A 25791-nucleotide genomic window follows, 5' to 3' on the forward strand; every position below is an offset into this window, starting at 1 on the left:
ATTTGAAACTAGCTTGAGCGAATCTCACCAACTTTATGCCCTCAAACGGTCGAACGGACAAACGATAGAACTATACCCAAGTTAAAAGGTGAATAAAACCAAACACAAGTTCAAGATGATTAAGATGATTTGATTGGTGGAACGTGCTAAAAGCAGAATAACTTGTGACAAAAGTGATCATAAAAACTGTCTAAAATGAGGCTCGAAAAGAATGAAACGAAACCAGTGTGCAACGAGAAAGTTTCATGCTGGTTTTTTTGTGCAATATTTTAGATATATGGCATCCTATCAAATGGTTTGATCCACCACATAGTTGTGCGAACATTAATAAAATAAAGACTTTGAGACAGTGACCATAGAAGGAAGCATATTTATTATAAAAGATGTATAATTAGTAGGTTGTTTTGAAAATGGAATGAATCACATGGAGACATGTTTTGATAACAGAGCATCTTAGAAGAAGGAGGGCATCATTGTGGATGTTGGACAAAATCAGCCCGAACAATTGAAAAGGGCGATGACCTCCCGCCATTTATTTATGATTTCACTTGGCGGTGTCATTGGGACAGGCTTTTTCTTAGGAACGGGCTATACGATTGGACAAGCAGGGCCAGTCGGAGCTGTTCTTTCATATATTGTGGGCGGATTGATCATGTATTTAACCATGCTGTGTCTTGGTGAGCTGTCGGTTGCACTTCCTGTGTCGGGGTCGTTTCATACGTATGCGACGAAATTTGTCAGCCCGGCAGCAGGTTTTGCTGTCGGCTGGATTTATTGGCTCGGCTGGGCAGCAACGGTCGCCCTTGAGTTCTTATCAGCAGGGCAGCTGATGAGGCGCTGGCTCCCGCAAGTGGATGTGTGGATTTGGTGTCTCATATTCGGACTCTGTCTTTTCTTATTAAATGCCCGGTCAGCGAAAGCGTTCGGGGAGTCGGAGTTTTTCTTTTCCACCATTAAGATTATTGCAATTTTACTCTTTATTGGCGTAGGCGGAGCGGCGATGTTTGGGTTTATTGAAACAACGAGCGGTGAACCCGCCCCATACTTCAGCCATTTTGTGAGTGACGGGCTGTTTCCAAATGGCCTGCTCGCTGTTGTGATTACGATGATCACGGTGAATTTTTCGTTTCAAGGAACAGAGCTGATCGGGATTGCGGCAGGAGAAAGTGAAAACCCTGAGAAAACCGTTCCCCGTTCGATACATCAAACCGTATGGCGTACACTTGTCTTTTTCGTCTTATCGATTTTCGTCTTAGCAGGTATGGTGCCTTGGAAGGAAGCTAGTGTGCTGCAAAGCCCATTTGTTACTGTGTTTGAGAGAACGGGTATTCCTTTTGCGGCAGACATCATGAACTTTGTCATTATCATTGCTTTATTATCTGTTGCGAACTCTGGCTTGTATGCATCAACGAGAATGCTGTATTCCTTATCGAAGGAAGGAATGGCAGGAAAAGCATTTAGACGCGTCAATCAGCGCGGTATTCCGATGAATGCCTTACTGCTCACGTTCCTGTTTACAGGGATTTCGCTGTTATCCGGCTTCTTTGCAGAGAAAACGGTATTTGCCTGGATCGTGTCCATTGCCGGCATGAGTGCACAGACAGGCTGGATCACGATTACATTATCACAGCTGCTTTTCCGTAGAAAATACTTGAAAGCAGGCGGAAAGCTGGAAAACTTAAAATTTAAAACGCCTCTTTATCCGGTGCTGCCAATCATTGCAATCACACTGAATACCATCGTGTTGGTCAGCCTTGCCTTTGATCAAGAGCAGCGCATCGGGCTATATGTTGGGGTACCGCTCATGATCATTGGGTATATAGTCTATCACCGCTATGTGAAAAAGCATCAGGCGAAAAGTGAACCGCTGAAGCTGCAAATTCATGGAGATGATGAGATCCGGTTTTAAAATCAAAAAACACTAAATGTAAGAATATAAGATATTTAAAAACACCTCTGATATCAATCTGAAGGTGTTTTTTTTTGAAGTGATTAAAGTTAGTTCATATCCTGTTTAAAATCTTGTTGTTCAAAATGTTGGCGCTTATTCTGATATCCTACGTTATTATGACCCCAAAGCTTCTCGTAATCCCATCCTGTTAGCGCTTTCAAAACACTTCTTGTTTCATCATCAGCCTGTTCCATTGAACCATTATTCTTTAACCTATTAATTTCATTAATCATAATGGAATGAGTTTTCTTAGATAATTTAAATTTAAATGAAATGACTAAACTAATCCCGACTAGCCCTACAGTTCCGAAAAACAGAATACCTACAATCCCATTTATTGCTGTCGTAGACTGTGTCGTCGCGCTTGCAACGAATCCACTTTCCTGTAAAATAACTCCTACCAAAAATGTGGCTAAAGCTGTAGTACTTTTGCGTGTAAACGTCATAATACCTGCAAATATTCCTTCTCTTCTTTTACGAGTGACCATTTCATCTACATCAGGAATGAAAGTGTAAATATTCCATGGTATATAATATAATCCACTCTTTCCGATGCCTAAGATAACAGAGAAAGCATACAGCGCTATAATCATATAAGCTGGTTGTGTGAAGTATAAAAATATATAACCGCTGATACATGTAATAATCGCAATATAAGATATTTTCAAAGATGGCGCAGGACCTATTTTAATCACGAGCCAACCAAATAATATTGTACATACCATTTGAAGTAATGAACCAATAGATAATAAATCGGCTGCCAGCACTGCATCTTTATTTAAAGAAAACACAACAAAGTAGACAAAGACAGCGTTTAAAATATCCATGGCCGTAAACGAACAAATATACATCGTGAGGTGCTGACGGAAACTTCTTATTCTAAAAGTAGATGTTAAGTCAATGATGACTTTTTTGATGGATTCTATAGCAGGTACTTTTTCTACACCATCAGGTTCTATCATGTCTTCTTCTATTTTACGTTCCCATGTTGTTCTATGTGTAATTAATAATGCAGCCATAAAAATAAAGGTGAAGATCATCCCATTGTAAAGAAAAACTTGAGGTGAATCTTTTCCGAATATTTCGAATAATCTGCCTGGAATAAAGGTAGCTAAAAATGTTCCTAGTCCTGAATAGATTAATCTTATTGTTGAGAGCTTGGTCCGTGCATTAAAATCATTCGTCATTTCAGCTCCAAGAGTTTCAAATGGAATTAATACCATTGCGGCAAGGAATTCTAACAAAATATAAACCGTTAAATAGTACCAGTAATTCATATCAGAAATCCAAAGAAGAGAATAAATAACCATTAAAGGGCTTCCAACTAGCAAAAAGAACCTGCGTCTTCCAAATTTTTCCCCAAGTTTTGTACGACCAAAATTATCCGTGATATGGCCCATAATTGGGCTTGCTATCGCATCAATAATACGTGCAATTGCAATAATAGATCCTGCTTCAACAGGGGTAAGACCGCAGTATGTAATGAAAAAATATAACATCCATGCGCCTATTATAGCGAATGCTCCCCCTCCAAATAAATCCATTGTTCCATAACCAATATAATTTTTGAGTGTTAGTTTCCTGTTCTCAGTCTGCATTCTTATGTCTCCTTTCCAAGCCTACTTATAAATTTTAAAAAACATATAAAATAAAGATGTATGACAAGGAAAAAAATAAAAATATTAAACACCTGAATACGCCATAAAACCTCCATCAACAGGAATTGTCACGCCGGTAACAAATGCTGACATATGATCATCAACAAGCCATAATAGGGTTCCAAGAAGATCTTCTGGCGTACCAAACCTTCTCATTGGTGTGTTCGAAATAATCTTATGAGACCTTTCTGTATAATCTCCTTCTTCATTTAGGAGAAGGTTTTTATTTTGTGAGGTTAAAAAGAAGCCCGGTGCAATAGCATTTACTCTAATTCCTGCCTCAGCCATATGAACAGCTAACCATTTGGTGAAATTTTCAATTGCTGCTTTTGCCGCGCTATAAGCAGGCACTTTGGTCATTGGAGAAGGGGCACTCATAGATGACATGTTGATGACAACTGCTCCCTTTTGATGAACCATATGTTTAGTGAAAATTTGTGTAGGAATGAAAGTCCCCATAAAATTTAAATCAAATACATTTTGCACACTATCTGTACTTAAATGAAAAAAAGTATTTACCTTAGGATTAGTAAGATCTTCTGTTTGAAATATTTCGTTGGTTGTATTTGCACTGGAGTGGTTACCACCAGCTCCATTTATCAATATGGTACAATTGCCTAATTCCTCTGTTACAATCTTCTCGGCTTGTTCCACACTATCTTTATCCATCACATCACATTTAATCGCAATCGCTTTCCCACCCATAAGGTTAATTTCTTCGGCTACCTTTTCGCCCTTTTCGACTGTTCTATTTAAAATAGCCACAGACACGCCATGTCTAGCAAGTTCCTTTGCCATGGCGCTGCAAAGTACGCCACTTCCTCCTGTGATGACAGCTACTTTACCAGCTAAATTTTTATTTTCTTGTATGTTTACCATGTAGCTTCCTCCTTTGCTTCTTTTCGTACAGACTGTTTATTTTTTAAAGCATCCCAAGCTCCCCACAAATACATAATTCCAAGTGCTCTATCATAAAGACCATATCCAGGCCTACATTGTTCATCCCAAATGTGTCTTCCATGATCGGGTCTGCAATAACCTTTGAATCCGCTTTCATAATAAGCATGTATAATGGCTGAAACGTCTACTGATCCATCTTTTGATCGATGCGATGTTTCAACAAAGTCCCCGTTATCATATACACGTACATTTCTTATATGAGTAAATGGTATTCTATCAATAAATTCGTGAATCATAGAAACTAAATCATTCTCTAAGTTTGCTCCTAAAGATCCTGTACAGAGCGTTATACAATGAGATGGGCTGCTATTTAGTTGTAAAATTTTTCTGATGTTTTTTTGGTTAGTTACTATTCGCGGTAGACCAAAGACAGGCCAAGGTGGATCGTCAGGATGAATAGCCATCTTAATATCATGAAGTTCTGCAATTGGAATAATCTGATCTAAAAAATATTTCAAGTTGGCCCATAAATCATCTTCTGTTATATTTTTGTAGGCTTCAAAAAGTTGGTGGAGGTGATTTAACCGCTCTGGTTCCCAACCTGGCATGGTTAAACTGGAGTTCTCACTAATTTTATTTACTAATTCTTTCGGATCAATATCTTTAATTCGACTATGTTCATAAAATAGAGCTGTAGATCCATCAGAAAGTGTTTTATTTAAGTCTGTACGGATCCAATCAAAGACAGGCATAAAGTTATAACATATGACTTTAACACCCACCTTTGCTAGCTTCTGAATTGTTTTCTTATAATTTTCTATGTATCGATCTCTAGTTGGAAGTCCGAGCTTAATGTCTTCATGAACATTCACGCTTTCAACTACTTCAATATGAAGGTTATGTTTATCAGCTAATTTTTTCATTTCTAACATTCTTTCTATTGGCCACTCTTCTCCTACGGGCACATCATGCAGTGCCCAAACAATTCCTTCCACTCCTGGAATCTGCTTTATTTGTTCCAGTGTGATCGTGTCGTTTCCTTCTCCAAACCATCTGAATGTCATCCTCATCTACCATCACCCCTAATGTTATTTAAAATAATTTGGATATTCTTTCTTCAATAATTCTTTATCAACAAGTGCAATTTTCAAATGCTCTTCCATGATTTTTTCAGCTTTATCAGCATCTTGATCTTGTATAGCTTTGAAGATATTTACATGTTGAGAAAGAATATTATCCCAATTGTAATCTGTTACTAGCCTTAACATGCGACTCCTATTAAAGTGTACATTCATTTGTTGAATAACTAACCATGTTTTTTCTTTTTTACACCGTTTGAAAATCGTTCTATGAAACTCCTCATCTAATTCAAACATTTTTTTATAGTCTTTTTTCTTAACGCAAATTTTTTGCATACTTAAATTCATATCTAAATCATTAATCAGCTCTTCAGAAAATTCCTGACAGGCTAGTCTAATCACTGCCTTCTCGAGATGTTCTCGCATAAACCGTGCTTCCTCCACAAGGTTCAAATCAATTAAAGAAACAAAAGTACCTCGTTGAGGATAGATACTTAATAATCCTTCTTGAGATAATTTTAAAAAGCTTTCTCTTACAGGAGTTCGACTAACATTAAATTGAACTGATATTTCTTTTTCAGAAATATTTGTCCCAGGTGGAAGCTTCAGGCTTAATATTTGATCTTTTAGCATATTGTAAACTTGTTCCCTCGTAGAGAGGTTTTGGTTTTTAAAATCAATATTCATTATTCTAATCTCCTTTCTCTAACATACTACCATACAAGTAGATTAGAATGGTAGACATTCATTTCATTTTTCTGAATACTTTCACTGTGAGCATCTCTTGATGATTCCACTATGTAAGCCATAATCAATCATAAAAGTGTGGGAGATTAAAAAGAAAATTCAAAAAACTATACAAAATTCAAAAAGATTAAGTTATAATGTTTTTGATCTACCATACTAGTATAACTAGAATATTAATAAAACGAACGGTACTCTGATCTTTCAGTTAGGTGAATCATTCAGTTTTTTGAAAGCGCTATCTCATTATTAGAAGTGAAAATTTATCTTATTGCAGAAGGGAAAGATTGATATGTCCAACATCGCCATTATAGGAACTGGATCTATTGCAACTGCCCATATCGAGGCTTATCTTGCAATGCCTGAAATCAGTAAAATTGTAGCTTTAGTTGATATTTATCCTGAAAAAGCAATGTCTGCAGCAACAAAATATAACCTGGAAGCACGAGTTGTCGCTAACTACCAAGAATTATTGAATGATCCTACGATTGATGCCGTTTCCATTTGTACACCTCCTTATATGCACGCAACCATTGCCATCGATTTTCTTAAAGCAGGCAAACATGTTTTAGTAGAAAAACCTATGGCTTCTTCTCTAAAAGAATGTGACGAAATGATAAAAGCATCTATTGAAAGCCAGAAGCTTTTATCTGTTGTTGCTCAAAACAGGTTTATGACGCCCATTATGAGATTAAAACATGTCCTTGATCAAAACCTCATTGGAAAAATCGCTCATACACAAGTTGATTCTTTTTGGTGGCGTGGTCATAGTTATTATGATTTATGGTGGCGCGGTACATGGGAAAAAGAAGGTGGAGGTTGTACACTTAATCATGCTGTCCACCATATTGATATGCTGCAATGGATGTTAGGATTGCCGACTGACATTTTTGCAGCAACTAGTAATACCTTGCATGATAATGCGGAGGTTGAAGACCTTTCTATTGCTGTACTTCGCTATGGAAATGGCAGCTTAGCACAAGTAACTAGTTCTGTTGTTCATCATGGAGAAGAACAACAATTGATTTTTCAAGGTGAAAAAGCTAGAGTATCTGTCCCATGGAAAGTAAATGCTCAAATAGCTAAAGAAAATGGGTTTCCTCAAGAGAAAAATGATGAGGATTTAGAAAATCGTATTCAGGAAGCTTTTCATCAATATCCGGAATTACTATTTGAAGGGCATAAAGGGCAAATAAATAATTTTTTAATGTCTATCAAGGGTAACCAGAAGCTTTTAATTGATGGAACAGAAGGAAGAAAAACACTAGAACTTATTACAGCCATCTATAAATCTGCAAACCAAGGTGTTCATGTGAAGCTTCCTCTTTCAGCAGACGATCCTTTTTATACACGTGAAGGAATGCTCGCGAACGTTAAGCATTTTTATGAAAAACAAAGCAGTGTAGAAAATTTTTCAGACGATACGATAACCGTTGGAGGAAATTACGAGAAACTATGAGTCTAACGTTATTAAATTATTAAAAATAAACTGGAAGCTAGCTAGAGGAGGAACAATTATGCAGAAAAGTGATGGAATGAATTATGCTCCTAAGGGAAAAAGTGCCCCTGTCGTTACAGAAGGACAATTCGTCATGGCGGCTATAGGTCTTGATCATGGACACATCTATGCAATGTGCAATGGATTAACTGAGGCTGGGGCTACATTAAAATGGGTTTATGATCATGATCAGAAAAAAGTACAAGAATTTTGTAGAGCATATCCGGAGGTACAGGCAGCCAAAAGTGAGAAAGAAATCCTCGAAGATCCAGATGTCAGGCTCGTGGCAGGCGCAGCCATTACATCTAAACGCTGTGATTTAGGGCTGCGTGTTTTAGATCATGGTAAGCATTACTTTACGGATAAATCACCTTTTACAACGCTAGAACAATTGGAGCTTGCTCGTAAAAAAACAGCTGAAACGGGGCTTAAATGGGCTGTTTATTATAGTGAACGTTTGCACGTGGAGAGTGCCGTATTTGCTGGTCAATTGATTGAACAAGGAGCCATTGGAAAAGTGGTACAAGTTCTTGGAACTGGCCCACATCGTAGTAATGTAGAAAGCAGACCAAGCTGGTTTTTCGAAAAGGAATATTATGGAGGTATTCTATGTGATATTGGCAGTCACCAAATTGAACAATTCCTTTACTATTCTGGCGCAAAAGATGCAAAAGTTATACATAGTAAAGTGGGCAATTATAAGCATCACCAATATCCAGAATTAGAAGACTTTGGTGATGCTACTTTAATTGCTGATAATGGGGCTACAAACTACTTTAGAGTAGACTGGCTGACTCCTGATGGCCTTAGCACTTGGGGGGATGGGCGCACATTCATTCTTGGAACAGATGGGTATATTGAAATTCGCAAATACGTAGACATCGCAAGGGATAAAACAGGAGACCATTTATATTTAGTAAATCAACAGACAGAGCAGCATTTTTCTCTAAATGGTGAAGTAGGATTCCCTTACTTTGGTGAACTTATTTTAGATTGTTTAAACGGTACTGAAAATGCTATGACTCAAGAACATACTTTTAAAGCCGCAGAACTTTGCTTAATTGCACAACGAGACGCAATCTACGTAAATACGGAGTTTGAATTAAGTAAGATCTAAAAAAGTGAGGTGTTATTTTTGTTAATAACACCTTATTTCATTTAATTGATTTTCTAAACATAAGTATAGAGGTGACGATATTGTCTACATTCCTAAGCGAAGATATGATGCTTCATCACGAAAGTTCAAAAGTTCTTTATCATGATTACGCGAAAAATATGCCAATCTATGATTTTCATACGCATTTAATGGCTGATGACATTGCTGTTAACAAAAAATATGAAAATATGACTGATATTTGGCTTAATGGTGATCACTATAAATGGAGGGCGATGCGATGGTTAGGCATAGAAGAAAGATTGATCACGGGGAATGCAAGTGACAAGGAAAAATTCTTAGCTTGGGCGCAAACTGTTCCATATACAATAGGAAACCCTCTTTATCATTGGTCACATTTAGAATTAAGTCGTTATTTCAATATAAATGAGTTGTTCTCAGAAAAAAATGCACATCAAGTTTGGGATATCTGTAATGAGAGATTAAATGAAAGGAACATGTCCACAAATGGAATTTTAGAAAAATTTAATGTAAAAGTTGTATGTACGACTGATGATCCAATCGATACTTTAGAAATTCATCAAATCATACGTAGAGATGTAGGAATTACAACTAGGGTCCTACCTACATTTAGACCGGATCATGCTTTAAATATTGAACAATCAAATTTTGTGAATTATATAGAAAAGTTAGGTGAGTCAATCAACGGCGCTGTTTTAACATATGAAAACTTTATCGCTTCATTACATTCACGAATTGATTATTTTCACGCGAATGGATGCAGAATGTCTGATCATGGTTTTGAAATATTTCCATTTTCACCAGCTACTGAACAAGAAGTGTCTTCTATATTTGTACGTGCTCTGCAAGGAAAAACACTATCTCTAGAGGATATCAATAAATTTAAAACAAACACTCTTCTTCACCTGAGTAAAAAATATCATTCTCTTCATTGGACCATGCAATTACACATAGGTGCTTTAAGGAATAATAACACACGAATGTTCAAGTTAACGGGGAAAGATAGTGGGTACGACTCTATGTCTGATTTCCACCTAGCAAGCCATTTAAATGGTTTTTTGAATGAATTAGACAAAGACAACCTTTTACCTAAAACCATTATCTATAATTTAAATCCCGCTCATAATGCGATTGTGGCCTCTACTATAGGGAATTTTCAGTCTTCTGATGCCAGAGCAAAAATTCAATTTGGGTCTGGGTGGTGGTTTAATGATCAAAAAGACGGCATGCTAGATCAAATGAAAACATTATCTAATATAGGTTTGCTTAGCACTTTCGTAGGGATGCTTACAGACTCAAGAAGCTTTTTATCGTTCCCTCGCCATGAATATTTCAGAAGAATCTTATGTGATTTATTTGGGACTTGGATAGAAAATGGTGAGCTTCCAAGGGATTACGAATTTATAGGAAAAATAGTCAAAGATATTTGTTATCACAATGCCGTGAATTATTTTAATATTGAAATAAATGAGACAGTACCAATGAAAACGAATGAATCATGCAGTAAGATATAAAATTTCTATATGGAGGATGATCATCAATAAAGTGAAAAACTGGACATGATGTACTCATGTCCAGTTTTTTATTAATGAACGCCTTTCATCGCTTTCTTAATCACTGGTGTCAGTAATAGCATCACAACGCATAAAACGATGGCAAGGAATCCGATGATACCGAAATAGACGGTTTCCGGCACTTTATCAAACAGTTTGACTACTTGCGCATTGATCGCCTGTGCCATTGCATTTGAAAGGAACCAAAGGCTCATCGTTTGCGCTGAGAAGGCAGCAGGGGCCAGCTTTGTTGTCGCTGACAGTCCAACTGGTGATAAGCAGAGCTCTCCGATCACGACGAGGAAGAAGCTCAGAACGAGCCATAATGGGCTCACAAGTGTGTTCGGACCGGACATGTATGCAGGAATGATCATGATGATGAAGGATAACCCTGCAAACAGAAGGCCGAGTGAGAATTTAATCGGGGTAGACGGCTGTTTCTTCCCAAGTCTGACCCATAACCAAGCAAACACTGGAGACAGCAGCACAATAAAGATTGGGTTCAATGATTGGAACCATGAAGACGCTAGTGTCATCCCAAGGAAATTCAAGTTTGTTCGTTGATCTGCATATGTCGCTAAAATGTTTGAGCCCTGCTCTTGAATCGCCCAGAACATCACGGCAGCAAGGAACAATGGAATATAAGCGAGAACCCTGGATTGCTCCACTGCGCTCGTCTTTTTACTGAAATACATGACAATGAAATAAACAATCGGAATGAGTACACCAAGGGCACTAACAAACCAAGTGAATAGATTAATTGTGAGTGCGCCTGTTTGAATGCCAATGACAGCAAAAACTGCAAGCAAAATCACAACCAATGATCCGTAAATTTTGAAGTTCTTACGTTCGGCAGCTGATAATGGATTTGTCACATATGTGCCGGCAAGACCAAGGTTCGGTTTTTTTGTGACCACAAATGTAATAAGTCCAACAAGCATCCCAACGGCAGCGAGTGAGAACCCGAGGTGGAAATTCACTTTTTGACCGAGTGTTCCGACAATTAATGGGGAAATAAAGCCACCCATGTTGATCCCCATGTAGAAAATACTAAATCCAGAGTCCCTGCGCGGGTCTGTTTTTGTATACAGGTCGCCAACAATGTTTGAAACGTTTGGCTTGAGAAGACCTGTCCCAATAATAATCAGTCCCATACTAATAAAGAGCGCTGTTGCTCCGCTTGGCAAAGCCAAAATCACGTGGCCAAGCATAATGAAAACTCCGCCATAAAAGACCGTACTGGATGATCCAAATACCCGGTCAGCGAGCCATCCGCCAATAACGCCTGACATATAAACAAGTGCACCATAGACAGACATGATCGAATTGGCTGTTGTCTGGTCAAAGCCTAGACCGCCTTTTGTCACCTCTGTGTACATATAATAAATAAGCAGTGCACGCATGCCATAATAGGAGAAACGCTCCCAAAATTCAGTGAAAAACAGTGTGTAAAGTCCTTTAGGATGTCCAAAAAACCCTTTTTGAGGAACACTTTTAACAATTTTATCGTGGTCAATTGTAGACATGGCATAGATCCTTTCTTAAAAAAAGAGATATGAGAAAAATGATATTCTTGTATAGTTCTTGTGTCAATATAAAACTATTCTAAAACAGGAAAATGTTAGTTCAATAGGCGTAAAGACTCAAAAAGATGAAAAATTCATTGAAGTGAAAATTATCGAAAAGTTATTTCAAAAGAATTTATTTAAAATTTGAAGCAATGTACAAGCAAACCTTTACCACATGCATAGGATGACGAGAGAACATGTGTGAAAAGGAGTGATTAGGTTGGGGGAATTGAATGAAGCTGATCTGAAAAAACCAGTTGTCAATGTACTAGATTTTGGCGTAATTGCTGATGGGAAAACGGATTGCACAGCTAAGCTCAATGAATGTTTAGAGTGGACAAAAGCACAGGGGTATTCCCATATCTGGCTGCCGAGCGGCACGTATTTAATTGATGCGGTGTACAGAGGTGATCCATTTTTTCCTTTCCGAGGTGCAGGTATACGGGTGCCAAGTCATATATGCATTGAGATGGCGTCAGACGCTGTAATAAAGGTGAAACCAAATGATTCATGGGGGTATGCAGCTTTTTATATAGGAAAGGTAGAGCATGTGACCATTCGAGGCGGGCGTATTGAAGGGGATCGACATGAGCATGTATACAAGCCGCTCCCAGCTGAACGAAGAACCCATGAATGGGGCTTTGGGATATGTATTGAAGGTGCCTCCCATGTAGAGGTCAATCATGTCCAAATAAAAAATTGTACGGGAGACGGCATCATTGTCAGTCCTCACGGTTTGTTGACAGAGGGTGAACCATACTCGCCTGCTGCATCTATTGATATTTCTGGCTGCACCATCACAGATTCGAGACGCAACAATATTTCGATTACAGGCTGTGATGGGGTTATTGTGGAGGACTGTCTCTTGGAAAGAGCAGGAGTAAATGGGGTCGAGCCAAGAATGGGCATTGATATTGAAGGCTATGGAGAAAATGCCGTTAATATGGAGGAGCCTCTAAATATTCAGATTCGCAACAACATCGTCAGAGGAGGTGCAGCGAGCTCCATCTATAACTTTAACGGTTATGGTGTGATCATTGAAGGCAATCATACAGATAGCAGTATCTCCTATGGCTTCTCCACCGAAACGATCATTGCCAACAATATGATTCGTGCAGTGGGAGGAGGTGTGACAAAAGCAGGGATTACGAGTTTAGGCGTCTCACTTGGCCAAACGGAAAACAATGTGATGATTATTGGCAATATGATTGAGGGGTTTGAAAAAGGAATTGATGTGAGGGGAGACAGTGTTCACATTACAGGCAATAAGATTAGTCTTTTTGAAGATGCGGCTGTGTCCGTTTATATGGCGAATCGTATTCTAATAGAAGGAAACCATATTGAATCAGGAACGAATACCGGAAAAAGAAGCGCCTCGTTGCGTATCTATCAATCGGATAGTGTCGTCTTTTCAAACAATACGGTCTACTCTGTTATCGATGCGGCCGTGGTGAGAGGAACGAATATTCTCATCCAGCACAATCAATTCAAAGAATTCAGCAGAGGAATCTGGGTGCAGGAAGGGGAAGCAGGAATCAACGGCAACCACTTTATTCAAGAAGGACACCCGGAGCTAGATTCTTCGTATACGATCAGTGTTACTGGAAATGCAAAGGCTTTCATCTGGCAGAATCGCTTTAAGCACTATCAAAACTACGCTGTATACAGCAGCACGACGGGGGCATTGGAAATTAAAGATAATTCCTTTGAAGAAACATCCTTATATGTGGTGATGTATATTAAAAATGGTTCACCACAAATTGGAGATAACCGCTTCTATTTAAATCGATCGATCGGACAGCCGACGGCGATCTTTATTGACCAGGCCGCCTCAGCCCGTGTGCTGCGCAATAACATCATCAATCTATCTCCTCAAAAAGCGATTGCTGTCCGCACCGCAAATTCCACTCATTCTGTCATCGCTCACAACATGCTGGAGCGTAGTCAGTTGGTGACACATACCACAGACCGGCTCATCGGAAATATTGAAATTGATACACCGTCATGAGCGTTTGGAATCCCTTATTTTGGAGGTTCAGAAGGCGGTTGACAATCCTGTAAAAAGGGCATATAGTAATAATTATTTTTCATTTTTCGCAACATTTGCCCTTTTTTTATTAATAAAACCGATTAATTCAATCAGAAAAATGTATCTTCTAAGGACTTCGGTTTGATACATTTAGAATATAGAAAGGATGAAGAACAAGTGTCACAGCCGAAAAGGAAGCTCAAGTTAGGCGTATTCATCGCAGGAACTGGACATCACGTTGCCTCTTGGAGACATCCGAATGCAGTACCAGATGCAGCCATGAACCTAGATTATTTTAAACAATTAGCGAAAAAGGCAGAGGAAGGAAAGCTGGATTTGCTCTTTTTAGCCGACAGTTTATCCATTAATCAAACCTCTCATCCGAACGTATTAACGAGATTTGAACCGCTCACGCTGCTTTCATCCATTGCTGAGTCTACTTCAACCATTGGTTTAGCAGCAACAGCTTCCACTACATACAGTGAGCCTTTCCATATTGCAAGGCAGTTTGCCTCCCTTGATCATTTATCAGGCGGAAGAGCGGCATGGAATGTGGTCACATCTTCTATTGAAGAAACAGCGAAAAATTTTAGCGGAGAAGAGCATTTAGCACACCATAAACGATATGAGCGGGCAGAAGAGTTCGTCGAAGTCGTCAAAGGTCTCTGGGATTCTTGGGAAGAAGACGCCCTTGTCAGAAACAAGGAAACGGGAGAATTCTTCGAATCTAGTAAGCTTCATGAGCTCCAGCACAAAGGGGAGTTCTTCTCAGTAAGAGGTCCTCTCAACGTATCACGTACGCCGCAAGGGCAGCCCGTGATCATTCAAGCAGGATCTTCTGAAGATGGCCAAAAGCTTGCAGCAAAAACAGCAGAGCTCATTTTCACTGCACAAAACGATCTCGATAAAGCGAAGGAATTTTATCAAAGCTTGAAGGGGAAAGTAGAGGCTGCTGGTCGTGCTAGAGAGGACGTCAGCATCATGCCGGGTATCTTCCCGATCATTGCTGATACAGAGGAAGAAGCCCAAGCGAAATATGAAGAATTACAGGAGCTGATTGTTCCTGAGATTGGACTGAGCATTCTGCAAAATTACTTAGGCGGGATTGATCTGTCTCAGTATCCTTTAGACGGACCGCTTCCAGAGATTGATCCAAGCACGTCAAATGCGGTGAAAAGCCGTTTTGATCTCGTGATGAATATGGCGAGAAAGGATAACCTGACCATTCGCCAGCTCTATCAATCGGTTGCCGGCTCACGCGGTCATAATATTTTCATTGGAACGCCGCAGCAGCTGGCAGATGTGATGGAAACATGGCTTCGTGAAGAAGCAGCAGACGGCTTTAATGTCATGCCGCCGCTCTTGCCAGAAGGGCTGGATGTGTTCGTAGACCGCGTCGTCCCAATCCTTCAGGAACGAGGCTTATTCAAAACCGATTACACAGGACAAACCTTACGAGAAAATCTTGGATTAACAGAGCCAAAAAATCGCTATACGACATAAGGGTGAGGTGACTAACGTTGGGATACACGTTTCGTCTGGCAACAGAGGCAGATATAGAGGCGCTGCTTGAACTGACAACAAGAGCCTACGAGCCAATTCGTGAGCTAGGCATCCAGTTCCAAGCAGCACATGCTGATTTCGCTCTCGTTCAGAAAAATGTACAAAAGAATCTTTGCTATGTGATGGAAGAAAACGGAGAGCTTCTATCCACCTTATCACTCCGTATGCCTTGGGGAGAGCAGCCAGGACCATTCGGCGTCCCTCACATCTGGTGGTTTGCCTCAGAACCAGCCGCCAAAAAAGGCACAGGCTCAGCCTTGCTGGAATGGGTTGAAACCGAAGTGCTAAGGGATACACTGAAGGTGCCGTACGTGTCGCTCGGTACAGCTGATAAGCATCCATGGCTCATAGAGATGTATGAGCGTAAAGGCTATGTCAGAGCAGGTGAAAAGGATTTAGGCAAAGGTCATATCACGGTTTATTTCAAAAAACAATTAAGATCAGATATCACACAACCATAAGAGGAAGAAGGGTTTTCGAACATGAAAAACAAAAAGTGGCTAGTCGTTCTATTTGCAGCAATGCTGGCAGTTTTAGCAGCTTGCGGCGGCAACAATCAGAGTGAAGGCAAAGACGAAAAGGTGTTAAAAGTAGGCGCTACAGGACAAAGCTATCCGTTTGCTTATAAAGACAATGGCAAGCTTGTAGGATTCGATGTTGAAGTAACAGAAGCCATTGCGAAAAAGCTTGGCTACAAACTAGACTGGCAGCTGAGTGAATTCAGCGGACTGATGGGACAGTTGACGTCTGGTAAGCTCGATACAGTGTCAAACCAAGTTGCCATCACAGACGAGCGTAAACAAACATTTAACTTTACAGATACGTACGCTTACGCAGGAACACAAATCATCGTGAAAAAAGACAACAACGACATCAAAGGTCTTGACGATTTAAAAGGAAAAACAGTGGCGGCGGTTCTTGGCTCTAACCATGCTAAAAACTTAGAGAGCAAAGACCCTGACAAGAAAATTAAGATTAAAACATATGAAACGCAAGACGGCGTATTAAATGAAGTGGCAAATGGCCGCGTAGATGCTTATGTCAACGGACGCAGTGTATTACTTGCTCAAATTGAAAAAACAGGTCTGCCGTTGAAAATCGTAGGCAACCCAATTGTGTATGAAGAAGTAGGCTATCCATTTGCGAAAGATAAAAAGCATGACAAACTAAGAGAAGAATTTAACAAAGCCATCAAAGAATTAAGAGAAGACGGGACACTTAAGAAATTGTCTGAGAAATATTTCAAAGACGATGTGACAGTGCCAATTAAAAAATAACGACAGCGGCGGTGAAGAGCAGACATGAACAAAATTGATTGGCAGTATATGGTGACGGTGTTTCCGACATTGCTTCAATACTTGCCGATAACGATCTTCATGGCGATTGTCTCCATGGTATTTGCCATTATCATTGGTGTGGTATTCGCTCTCATTACGAAAAACCGGATACCTGTTTTATACCAATTTGCCAAGCTGTATATTTCTTTCTTCAGAGCGGTTCCAACCTTGGTTCAGCTCTTTCTCATTTATTTTGGTCTCCCGCAGCTATTCCCTGCGATGACCTCAATGGATGCTTTAACAGCGGTCATTATCGGATTAAGTATTAAGAACTCAGCATACTTAGCAGAAATTTTCAGAGCGGCTCTGAACTCAGTGGATGAAGGACAGCTTGAGGCATGCTTATCTGTCGGTATGACAAGATGGCAGTCTTACGTTAGAATTATTTTCCCGCAGGCCGTCAGAAATGCAATTCCAGCGACAGGGAATACCTTTATCGGTCTTTTAAAAGAAACATCTCTTGCCTTTACGATTGGTGTGGCAGAAATGTTTGCACAAGGGAAGATGATTGCATCGGCGAACTATAAATACTTTGAAACCTATTTAGCCGTAGGGATCGTGTATTGGGTGATGACGATCATTTATAGCTTCCTGCAGGACCTATTTGAACGAAAAATCAGCAAACCTTACCGGAATTAAGGAGGTGTGGACATGATCAAGCTCACCAATTTGAAGAAATCATTCGGCGACCTTGTCGTCTTAGACGGAATCAATCTCGACGTGAAAAAAGGGCAGGTTGTGGCCATTATCGGACCTTCTGGCTCCGGTAAATCCACCTTGCTGCGCTGTTTAAATTTATTAGAAACACCTGATGAAGGCACGATTGAAATTGGCGATGCGAAGCTCGATGCGTCCAAATATTCACGTAAAGAAGCCTATCACCTGCGTCAACAAACGGCCATGGTGTTTCAAAACTATAATTTGTTTAAAAACAAGACAGCACTGCAAAACATTACAGAATCATTGCTAGTAACGAAAAAAATGACGAAGCAGCAGGCGAATGAAATCGGTATGAAACTGCTGAAGCAGGTAGGATTAGAGCAAAAGGCTGACAGCTATCCAGTCACATTATCTGGCGGACAGCAGCAGCGGATTGGGATTGCCCGCGCGTTAGCGGTTGATCCACATGCGATTTTGCTGGATGAACCAACGTCAGCGCTTGATCCAGAGCTTGTCTCAGGTGTGCTTCAAGTCATTAAATCCATTGCGATCCAAGAAACAACGATGATCATCGTCACACATGAAATGGCGTTTGCAAGAGAAGTGGCAGACCATGTGATTTTCATGGCGGATGGTCATATTATCGAGCAGGGGACGCCAACTGAGCTATTTGATGAAACAAAGAATGAACGGACGAAACGATTTATCCAAAAAGAAGCAGCGGCTGAAGAAGCATAAGCTGCTTTTTATTCTTTAGAGGGGTGAGTGTCTAGTGAAACCAATAGGAAATGAAGCTTTAAACAAACGTTTGATCAACATTCGCCGAGCGCTTCATGAGCATCCAGAGCTGGCGTTTGAAGAATATGAAACGACAAAGAAACTGCGCCGCTGGTTAGAAGAGGAAGGGATCACTGTACTTGATATCCCAGCCCTTCAAACAGGCGTTGTCTGTGAAATCAAAGGAGAACAAGAGGGGCCGACAATTGCTTTGAGAGCCGATATTGATGCACTTCCGATTGAAGAGGCATCTGGCGAACCATTTTCTTCAAAGGTACCGGGTAAAATGCATGCATGCGGTCATGATTTCCATACAGCTTCTATTTTTGGTGCGGCTCTTTTATTAAAAGAGCGGAAACACGAGATCAAAGGAACGGTCCGTATTTTGTTCCAGCCGGCTGAGGAAGTTGCTCAAGGAGCGAAGCACGTTATAGAGGCAGGCGTTTTAGATGGAGTCAATGCGATTTTCGGTATGCACAACAAGCCTGACCTGCCAGTTGGCACGATTGGCATTAGAGAAAAAGCATTGATGGCGAGTGTGGACCGGTTTGAAATCGATATTAAAGGAACGGGTGGCCACGCTGGTATTCCAAATCACACGGTAGACCCAATTGCCATCAGCGGGCAGATCACAAGCGCCCTTCAGCAAATCGTCAGCCGCCGCATCAGCTCCTTGCATCATGCGGTTGTCAGTATCACACGTATCCAAGGTGGTACATCATGGAATGTCATACCCGACCGTGTTGAGATGGAAGGAACCGTTCGGACGTTTGAGCCTGAAGTAAGAGCGATGATTCCGGAGCTTATGAAACAAATCGTCAGCGGAATTGCAGAAGGATTTGGAGCAGAGGCTGAAGTGAGATGGCATCCTTATTTGCCATCTGTCATGAATGATGAGCGTCTGACAAAGGTGGTAGAAGAAACGGCTGGCTCACTTGACTTACATGTCGTGCAGGCAGAGCAGTCACCGGGCGGAGAAGATTTTGCTCTTTATCAAGAACGCATTCCAGGCTTTTTTGTATGGATGGGGACTAGTGGTACGAAGGAGTGGCATCACCCTGCGTTTACATTAAATGAAGACGCACTTCCAGTTTCTGCTGCCTTCTTTGCTGAGCTTGCTGTTCGGGCATTGGAGTCTCGATCATGGAATTAACAAAACAACTGGCAGAAGCAGTGCTTTCTGCTGATCCGCTGCAGGATGAGCGGGCCATTCAAATGGCTAGAAATGGCCTGTTAGACGCTGCGGCATCAGCGTTTGCTGCGAAAGAGGATGAAGGGATTCAGCAGCTGATGCAGCTTATTGAACAGGAAGGCGGAGCCGCTCAGATTCCTGTCATTGGACAAGGAAAGAAGATGAGCCGCCAATCCGCAGCGATGCTGAACGGCTACCTCATCCATGCCCTGGATTATGATGATGTGCACTCAGATGTGAGAGGACATCCAAGCGCGGTCATCATTCCAGCGCTGCTATCACAGCTGACAGAAGGCAAAGGGTATGGCGAGCGGTTTTTAGGTGCCTACATCATAGGTGTTGAAGTGATGGCAAGACTTGGCGAATCCATCGGTAAGGCGCATTATGAGCGGGGCTGGCATAATACAGGAACACTCGGAGCCATTGCGGCAGTATGCGCGATTGGTTATTTGAAACAAGTCTCCATGGAAGAACTGACGAAAGCAATCGGCTTTGCCGGAGCGCAATCATCCGGAATGCGAAAGCAATTTGGCTCTGATATGAAACCATTACAAGCCGGCTTAGCTGCTAAAACAGCCGTTTGGTCTATGGATTTAGCTTGTTCAGGTTTTGGCGGGAATGACTCGGTTCTTGATGGCGCACTTGGTTTCTTTTCACTCTATGGAGATCTGGAACTTGCGAAAAGCCGTTTGCTAGAGGGCTATGGTTCTACATGGCGTATCGTTTCGCCGGGGCTGTGGTTCAAAGTATATCCATTCTGCTCAGCAGCCCACCATGCAGCAGATGCGATCCAATCCTTAATGAAAGAGCGGTCTTTCTTGCCGGAGCAGGTAAAACAGGTCGATGTCATATTCCCGCCAGGCGGAGATGCAGCGCTTATTGAGCGGACACCTTTAACCGGGGAAGAAGGACGATTCAGTGTCGAATACGTCATTGCACTTGCAGTGTTTGGACAGACGCTTACGCTGGATGCCTTTACGAAAAAAACCATTCCATCAGACATACGGACATGGATGAAGCGGGTAAGCAGAGGATATGATCAAACGACAGAACCCCATCCCGATGCTGTTCCAAAAGGACGCTTTACGATTGTGAAGCTCACCTTATCTGACGGCACCACCATGAGCAAGCGGGTTGATATTCCTCAGGGAGCACCAGGCTGTGCGTTATCGAAAGAAGACATCATACAAAAGTTAAGCAGCGTCACAAGCGCATCTCAGGCACAGCAGATTTTACAGGCGGTTGAAGAGGAAAACAACGCTGCTTATTTGAAGTTGCTGGCATGATAAAAAAGCTCATCGAATAGAGATGAGCTTTTTTAAATAGATCTATCATATAACTGTCATGAAGTTCTTTCTATAAATATATGTAAATGAAGCTGTCCTATTTTCAACTAATATCTTGACCATCTTCTGCAATGCCATCATAAAAAAACCTCATGTGATTCACTGCAGTATTAGTTCTTTCAAAAAGTATGAATAAAAGATGACCAAACGATGATAAGTTCATAAAAACAGTGGAATCCAATTGAGATTTGAAAGGGAACATGTAAAATAAAGCTACATAAAGAAAAACAATGGTAGCAGCGGAGGCTGATCATGAAAATATTAATGATTGAAGATAATCAGAGCGTTTGTACAATGACGGATATGTTTTTTCAACGAGAGGGATTTCAAGCGGAATTCGTTCATGATGGATTAGATGGATTGAATCGCTTTAAGCAAGAGGAGGATTGGGATCTGCTCATTTTAGATGTCATGCTTCCTTCGATGGATGGTCTGACCATTTGCCAAAAGGTACGCCAGATCAGTGACATTCCGATTATCATGCTGACAGCCAAGGAAACCGAATCTGATCAGGTACTTGGTTTTGATCTTGGAGCAGATGATTATGTGACCAAGCCCTTTAGTCCACTAACCTTGATGGCAAGAATTAAAGCGGTGAAACGACGCTTTGCTCATACAACGACTCAAGAAAAGGTGAATGATGGCGAACGGCTGGAGACAGCACATTTTCAGTTGGATAAAAAAACGAGGGAAGTTTTCCTGGATGGAGAGCGAATAGAGAACCTCACACCGAAAGAATACGATCTGCTGTGCTTTTTTATTCAGCATCCTCGGCAAGTATTTTCACGAGAACAATTGCTTGAGCAAATTTGGGGATACCAATTTTATGGAGATGAACGAACGGTAGATGTTCATATTAAACGGCTGCGTCAAAAAATTGGGGACGGGCCTAAGCCCTTTTTGTATACAGTATGGGGCGTAGGGTATAAGTTCGATGAAGATTAAATATTTTTATCAGCTGCTGATCAGCCACCTTGGGTTATTGCTCATCGCCATTGTCATTATCAGCACCCTTTTATCTCATTTTGTGAAAGATATTGCCTATCAAAACAGAGTGAATGAAATGAGCTCCTATGGGAATGAAATCTTGCAAGATTATAAACGACTCCCTAAAAGCGAGATGACCTTTCGTCTGCGGCCATTTGAAGATATTCTTTCGACGAGGCAAATTCGTTTTTTCGTGTTTGATGAAAAAGGAGATATTCTGTCTCAGCAGCAAGAGATGCCGCCGCATGAAGTATTACTGACAAAGGATTTATGGGCCAAACTCTCAAAAGGAGAGCAAATCATTGTGAAACGAAGTGATTCACGCCGCCTTGATCAAGAGGCATCACTTGTGGCGCTCCCTGTCATGGAGGATGGAAAGCTAAAGGGCGGAGTTGTCCTTATTGCCCCGATTCAAGGCGCTGAACAGCTCATCGCCCAAATGAATCGTTATCTGTATATCATCGTATTTGTGGCGCTGACGATCACCTTTATTCTCAGCCTGTTCCTGTCTAAATTTCATGTGAACCGCATCAAAAAGCTGAGAGAGGCGACTGAAAAGATTGCGCAAGGTGATTACAACATCAAGCTTGAAAACAAACACCTTGATGAAATTGGCACACTTGGTGAGGATTTTAATATGATGGCCAAGCGTCTTCAGCAATCAAGAGAGGAAATTGACCGGCTCGAAAAGCGCAGACGTCAATTCATCGCAGATGTGTCTCACGAATTGAAAACACCGCTGACCACCATTCGAGGACTGGTAGAATGGCTGAACACTGCGGATGTGTCAGCAGAAGAGAAAGAGAAATGCTATGCCTTAATCACTGACGAGACAAAACGTATGCTGCGACTCGTCAATGAAAATATGGATTATGAGAAAATTAGATCGAATCAAATTACCCTTCAGAAATTTCACTATCCACTCATTGACACATTTGAAGTGATGAAAGAGCAGCTGAGCCGAATCGCCGAAGAGAAAAACAATCAGCTGATCGTGGACGTTGATCCCGAGCTAAAGGTTTATGCAGATTATGACAGGCTCATTCAAATACTTGTCAATATCACAAAGAATGCGATTCAATTCACAGAAGACGGCCGTATTTACTTAAGAGGAAAACAAGAAAATCAAGAGACGATCATCGAAGTGGAAGACACAGGCATTGGCATTGCGCCAGACGAAGTCAAACACATATGGGAACGTTTTTATAAAGCGGATATCTCAAGAACGAATACACCGTATGGAGAATACGGATTGGGCTTGTCTATCGTGAAGCAGCTTGTGGACCTGCATGAAGGGCATATTGATATGAAAAGTGAAAAAAACAATGGAACGACATTTACCATACGACTGCCGTTTCCAGAAGAAAAGGGCTAAAATGAAGTTCATTTTAGCCCTTTTTGGTGAATCACCACTTATTCATTTTTAGTAAACGTCAATCCAATATGAGCAAGTGCCTGCGGCAAGTCTTTCCGGATGGTGATGTCTTTAAACGATATATTGGATTGAATCGCACTTAAAGCAAGATCTTGCTTAATACCTGTTAAAACTGCCGAAATTCCTAAAAGTCTCAGCGTTTGTGCGTAGCTGACCAAATATTGAATGCTTTGTTCATTCAGGCTTTTGGTTCCCGATACATCAATGACCAAATGAGAGAGCGACAGCCTGTAGCTTTCCTGTAAAATGGTTTCCAAAATATGCTGAGCACGTGTCTCTTCGATATCACCAAGCAGAGGAAGCACAGCGACACCGTCAACAACTGGTACGATCGGTACAGACAATTGCCGAATTTGCCGGTTGGCACGGTCTAGTTCGAGGACATAGCTTAATAATGAAGCCATCGTTTCAAACATATACACTTGCTCTTCTGTGAACTGCTTCGGCTTCAAATCAAGTCCGCAAATCGTTCCGTAGTTCGTCCCATCTGTGAAATCAATGGGAACTCCAATAAACGAGCCGCCTTGAAGATTTTTCGTAACCTCTAAGTATTTAAAACGGTCATCCTTCGAAATGTCAGGAATCACAAGTGTATCCCGATGATCGACCGCAAGCTTGCAAAATGTCTTTTCGTAAGGAAGTTCTTCTCCTTCTTCAAGAAGCTGCTCGTCATGATTTAGCACCTTTACAATTTGATTGGTGTTTTGATCATTTTTAGCAATAAACAGTGTATTCACATCAATGAATTGACTCATCATGTTTAAAATACTAGTAGAAGCATCATGAAAATTGCGAAACTGTTTTAATAGTTGTTGACGAGGCATTGTTTTAGGACTCCTTGTAGCTCCGAACATAGGCCGGAACAGATAGTTGATTTGTCTCTATCATACAAAATCAAACAAGAAATAGATACACTTTAATGCGCAAAAACACTCTGATCGTCGAGATGAAAAAAGACTGCCGATCCAAAGATCTGGCAGCCTTCTGATTAAAGAGAGACAGGGACAGTAGACATAGAGAAAAATTCCTCATACAAGGCTTGAACAGCTTCTTTTTCTTGAGCCGCTTTGACGCCAAACATCATGCTGACCTCTGAAGAGCCTTGATTGATCATTTCAATATTGACCTTCGCTTTTGACAGTGCCTTTGCCGCTCTTGCTGTTGTACCAACATTATGACGCATCGCTTCTCCTACAACCATAATCAGCGAGAGATTTCGCTCTAAAACGACCTCATCTGCATCAAGCACGACCTTCAAGCGGTCTAGTAGCTCCTCTTCAATATGCTGCTCCTCCAGCTGATCCTGCCGTAAAATAATGGTCATATCATCAATGCCAGAAGGAACATGCTCATACGTAAGCCCATACTCTTCTAGTGTTTGCAGCACCTTTCGTCCAAAACCGACTTCTCTGTTCATCAAATATTTACTAATGTAAATACTGCAAAATCCATTGTCTGAGGCGATTCCAACAACAGGTCCATTTGTATGGTCCCGCTGATTTACGATTTTTGTCCCTTTTGCTGACGGGTTGTTGGTGTTTTTAATCTGAACCGGAATGCCTGCACGGAAGGCTGGAATAAGTGCTTCATCATGGAACACAGAAAAACCAGCATAGGACAGCTCTCGCATTTCCCGGTATGTCAGCTCTGTAATCTCTTTCGGTTCATGAACGATTGTTGGATTGACGGCATAAACAGCATCGACATCTGTAAAGTTTTCATATACATCTGCCTTCAAACCGTTCGCCAAAATGGAGCCGGTAATATCGGAGCCGCTTCGCGAAAAGGTGACGATGTCTCCCGCGAGACTAAAGCCAAAAAAGCCAGGGAATATAATAATGCCAGAGCGCTCTCTTAATTTGTACAAATGATCATAAGACTCTGGCAGAACTTGTGCTTGGCCAGGCTCATCGCTCACAAACAAACCAGCTTCCTTTGGATTCACATAATGAGCTTCCACACCTTGGTGGCGGAAATAGGCGGCAATGAGCTTAGCGTTATTGTCTTCACCGCTTGCTTTAATGGCATCAAGATAGCATTCAGGGCGGGATGAATCAGCCTGTAATAATGTGTCTAGATCTTGCCTGATGGTATCGATAATGTCTTGACCTAATCCGAGTTCATCCGCTATTGAGGCATACCTCTCAATGACTGCTTCTTTTAAATCATGTGCTTCGCCTAAACGTAAATATTGTTCACCGCAGCTAATTAATAGATCGGTGACCTTTGTATCCGTTGAATGCCGTTTTCCTGGTGCGGAAACAACGACTGCTTTTCGAGCTGGATCTGCTGTTACTATGTCAAATACCTTTTGCAGCTGCTTGCCAGATGCAAGTGAACTGCCACCAAATTTAACGACCTTCAATGCATACATCTCCT

The 25791-nt window shown here is 41.0% G+C and carries 21 protein-coding genes; 14 read left to right on the forward strand and 7 right to left on the reverse strand.

Going from position 1 to position 25791, the window contains the following annotated elements; translation table 11 throughout:
• Positions 1 to 475 precede the first annotated feature (475 nt).
• Complete coding sequence (locus tag H7F25_RS00355; protein WP_185854090.1) at positions 476 to 1909, forward strand: amino acid permease; 1434 nt, start codon at positions 476 to 478, stop codon at positions 1907 to 1909.
• An 89-nt stretch (positions 1910 to 1998) separates the two neighbouring features.
• Here H7F25_RS00355 and H7F25_RS00360 read toward each other — a convergent pair whose 3' ends face one another.
• The 4 genes from H7F25_RS00360 to H7F25_RS00375 form a co-directional block, all read right to left on the reverse strand.
• Entirely contained in the window at positions 1999 to 3549 is a 1551-nt protein-coding gene (locus H7F25_RS00360; protein WP_185854091.1) for an MFS transporter, read from the reverse strand.
• 84 nt (positions 3550 to 3633) lie between these two features.
• Positions 3634 to 4488 carry an SDR family oxidoreductase gene (locus H7F25_RS00365; RefSeq protein ID WP_185854092.1) on the reverse strand — a complete coding sequence of 285 codons (855 nt, stop codon included), beginning with the start codon at positions 4486 to 4488 and terminating at the stop codon, positions 3634 to 3636.
• Entirely contained in the window at positions 4482 to 5579 is a 1098-nt protein-coding gene (gene uxuA / locus H7F25_RS00370) for a mannonate dehydratase (protein ID WP_034622951.1), read from the reverse strand. Before uxuA ends, H7F25_RS00365 begins: the two co-directional genes overlap by 7 nt.
• A gap of 18 nt (positions 5580 to 5597) precedes the next feature.
• Complete coding sequence (locus H7F25_RS00375) at positions 5598 to 6275, reverse strand: GntR family transcriptional regulator (RefSeq protein WP_073203778.1); 678 nt, start codon at positions 6273 to 6275, stop codon at positions 5598 to 5600.
• 349 nt (positions 6276 to 6624) lie between these two features.
• On the opposite strand from H7F25_RS00375, the gene H7F25_RS00380 reads away from it, so the two are divergent.
• The 3 genes from H7F25_RS00380 (at position 6625) to uxaC (ending at position 10479) form a co-directional block, all read left to right on the forward strand.
• Positions 6625 to 7791 carry a Gfo/Idh/MocA family protein gene (locus H7F25_RS00380; RefSeq protein WP_185854093.1) on the forward strand — a complete coding sequence of 389 codons (1167 nt, stop codon included), beginning with the start codon at positions 6625 to 6627 and terminating at the stop codon, positions 7789 to 7791.
• Between the two features lie 58 nt (positions 7792 to 7849).
• A complete protein-coding gene (locus tag H7F25_RS00385) occupies positions 7850 to 8947 on the forward strand; it encodes a Gfo/Idh/MocA family protein (protein ID WP_185854094.1) in 1098 nt (365 codons plus the stop codon).
• An 80-nt stretch (positions 8948 to 9027) separates the two neighbouring features.
• A complete protein-coding gene (gene uxaC, locus H7F25_RS00390) occupies positions 9028 to 10479 on the forward strand; it encodes a glucuronate isomerase (protein ID WP_185854095.1) in 1452 nt (483 codons plus the stop codon).
• A gap of 71 nt (positions 10480 to 10550) precedes the next feature.
• On the opposite strand, the gene H7F25_RS00395 is transcribed toward uxaC, so the two are convergent.
• Positions 10551 to 12044, reverse strand: a complete 1494-nt coding sequence (locus H7F25_RS00395) for a peptide MFS transporter (RefSeq protein ID WP_056765124.1) — start codon at positions 12042 to 12044, stop codon at positions 10551 to 10553.
• Between the two features lie 262 nt (positions 12045 to 12306).
• On the opposite strand from H7F25_RS00395, the gene H7F25_RS00400 reads away from it, so the two are divergent.
• The 10 genes from H7F25_RS00400 to H7F25_RS00445 all read left to right on the forward strand — a co-directional run bounded on the left by H7F25_RS00400 (position 12307) and on the right by H7F25_RS00445 (position 23352).
• Positions 12307 to 14094, forward strand: a complete 1788-nt coding sequence (locus tag H7F25_RS00400; protein WP_185854096.1) for a right-handed parallel beta-helix repeat-containing protein — start codon at positions 12307 to 12309, stop codon at positions 14092 to 14094.
• Positions 14095 to 14292: 198 nt separating this feature from the next.
• Positions 14293 to 15618: an LLM class flavin-dependent oxidoreductase gene (locus H7F25_RS00405; protein ID WP_034283773.1), complete on the forward strand. Its 1326-nt coding sequence runs from the start codon at positions 14293 to 14295 to the stop codon at positions 15616 to 15618.
• A 17-nt stretch (positions 15619 to 15635) separates the two neighbouring features.
• Positions 15636 to 16139, forward strand: a complete 504-nt coding sequence (locus H7F25_RS00410; RefSeq protein ID WP_024427303.1) for a GNAT family N-acetyltransferase — start codon at positions 15636 to 15638, stop codon at positions 16137 to 16139.
• A 21-nt stretch (positions 16140 to 16160) separates the two neighbouring features.
• Positions 16161 to 16955, forward strand: coding sequence for an amino acid ABC transporter substrate-binding protein (locus H7F25_RS00415; protein WP_024427304.1), 795 nt, complete (start codon positions 16161 to 16163; stop codon positions 16953 to 16955).
• Between the two features lie 24 nt (positions 16956 to 16979).
• On the forward strand, positions 16980 to 17654 hold the full coding sequence (locus H7F25_RS00420) for an amino acid ABC transporter permease (RefSeq protein ID WP_149125991.1): 675 nt from the start codon (positions 16980 to 16982) through the stop codon (positions 17652 to 17654).
• Between the two features lie 12 nt (positions 17655 to 17666).
• Positions 17667 to 18413, forward strand: coding sequence for an amino acid ABC transporter ATP-binding protein (locus H7F25_RS00425; protein ID WP_044332617.1), 747 nt, complete (start codon positions 17667 to 17669; stop codon positions 18411 to 18413).
• Between the two features lie 34 nt (positions 18414 to 18447).
• Complete coding sequence (locus H7F25_RS00430) at positions 18448 to 19605, forward strand: amidohydrolase (protein ID WP_151040605.1); 1158 nt, start codon at positions 18448 to 18450, stop codon at positions 19603 to 19605.
• Positions 19596 to 20930, forward strand: a complete 1335-nt coding sequence (locus H7F25_RS00435) for an MmgE/PrpD family protein (RefSeq protein WP_185854097.1) — start codon at positions 19596 to 19598, stop codon at positions 20928 to 20930. The genes H7F25_RS00430 and H7F25_RS00435 overlap by 10 nt, the downstream gene beginning before the upstream one ends.
• A gap of 312 nt (positions 20931 to 21242) precedes the next feature.
• Positions 21243 to 21935 (forward strand): response regulator transcription factor, encoded by a 693-nt coding sequence (locus tag H7F25_RS00440; protein ID WP_185854098.1) that lies wholly within the window; start codon positions 21243 to 21245, stop codon positions 21933 to 21935.
• Entirely contained in the window at positions 21925 to 23352 is a 1428-nt protein-coding gene (locus tag H7F25_RS00445) for a sensor histidine kinase (RefSeq protein WP_041106553.1), read from the forward strand. Before H7F25_RS00440 ends, H7F25_RS00445 begins: the two co-directional genes overlap by 11 nt.
• Before the next feature lie 38 nt (positions 23353 to 23390).
• On the opposite strand, the gene H7F25_RS00450 is transcribed toward H7F25_RS00445, so the two are convergent.
• Together H7F25_RS00450 and H7F25_RS00455 are read right to left on the reverse strand one after the other, a co-directional pair.
• Complete coding sequence (locus tag H7F25_RS00450; protein ID WP_172881227.1) at positions 23391 to 24236, reverse strand: GAF domain-containing protein; 846 nt, start codon at positions 24234 to 24236, stop codon at positions 23391 to 23393.
• A 164-nt stretch (positions 24237 to 24400) separates the two neighbouring features.
• Positions 24401 to 25777, reverse strand: coding sequence for an aspartate kinase (locus H7F25_RS00455; RefSeq protein WP_024425532.1), 1377 nt, complete (start codon positions 25775 to 25777; stop codon positions 24401 to 24403).
• Positions 25778 to 25791 lie beyond the last annotated feature (14 nt).

It is taken from the genome of Bacillus sp. PAMC28571 (assembly GCF_014250435.1).
Lineage (GTDB): Bacteria > Bacillota > Bacilli > Bacillales > Bacillaceae > Bacillus > Bacillus safensis.

Excerpts from the sequence above, each read along its gene's own strand:
- H7F25_RS00435 (WP_185854097.1), top strand. The coding sequence starts at position 19,596 with ATGGAATTAACAAAACAACTGGCAGAAGCAGTGCTTTCTGCTGATCCG.
- H7F25_RS00445 (WP_041106553.1), top strand. The coding sequence starts at position 21,925 with ATGAAGATTAAATATTTTTATCAGCTGCTGATCAGCCACCTTGGGTTA.
- H7F25_RS00385 (WP_185854094.1), top strand. The coding sequence starts at position 7,850 with ATGCAGAAAAGTGATGGAATGAATTATGCTCCTAAGGGAAAAAGTGCC.
- H7F25_RS00365 (WP_185854092.1), bottom strand. The coding sequence starts at position 4,488 with ATGGTAAACATACAAGAAAATAAAAATTTAGCTGGTAAAGTAGCTGTC.
- H7F25_RS00380 (WP_185854093.1), top strand. The coding sequence starts at position 6,625 with ATGTCCAACATCGCCATTATAGGAACTGGATCTATTGCAACTGCCCAT.
- H7F25_RS00420 (WP_149125991.1), top strand. The coding sequence starts at position 16,980 with ATGAACAAAATTGATTGGCAGTATATGGTGACGGTGTTTCCGACATTG.
- H7F25_RS00450 (WP_172881227.1), bottom strand. The coding sequence starts at position 24,236 with ATGCCTCGTCAACAACTATTAAAACAGTTTCGCAATTTTCATGATGCT.
- H7F25_RS00425 (WP_044332617.1), top strand. The coding sequence starts at position 17,667 with ATGATCAAGCTCACCAATTTGAAGAAATCATTCGGCGACCTTGTCGTC.
- H7F25_RS00395 (WP_056765124.1), bottom strand. The coding sequence starts at position 12,044 with ATGTCTACAATTGACCACGATAAAATTGTTAAAAGTGTTCCTCAAAAA.
- H7F25_RS00440 (WP_185854098.1), top strand. The coding sequence starts at position 21,243 with ATGAAAATATTAATGATTGAAGATAATCAGAGCGTTTGTACAATGACG.
- uxuA (WP_034622951.1), bottom strand. The coding sequence starts at position 5,579 with ATGAGGATGACATTCAGATGGTTTGGAGAAGGAAACGACACGATCACA.
- H7F25_RS00375 (WP_073203778.1), bottom strand. The coding sequence starts at position 6,275 with ATGAATATTGATTTTAAAAACCAAAACCTCTCTACGAGGGAACAAGTT.
- H7F25_RS00415 (WP_024427304.1), top strand. The coding sequence starts at position 16,161 with ATGAAAAACAAAAAGTGGCTAGTCGTTCTATTTGCAGCAATGCTGGCA.
- H7F25_RS00360 (WP_185854091.1), bottom strand. The coding sequence starts at position 3,549 with ATGCAGACTGAGAACAGGAAACTAACACTCAAAAATTATATTGGTTAT.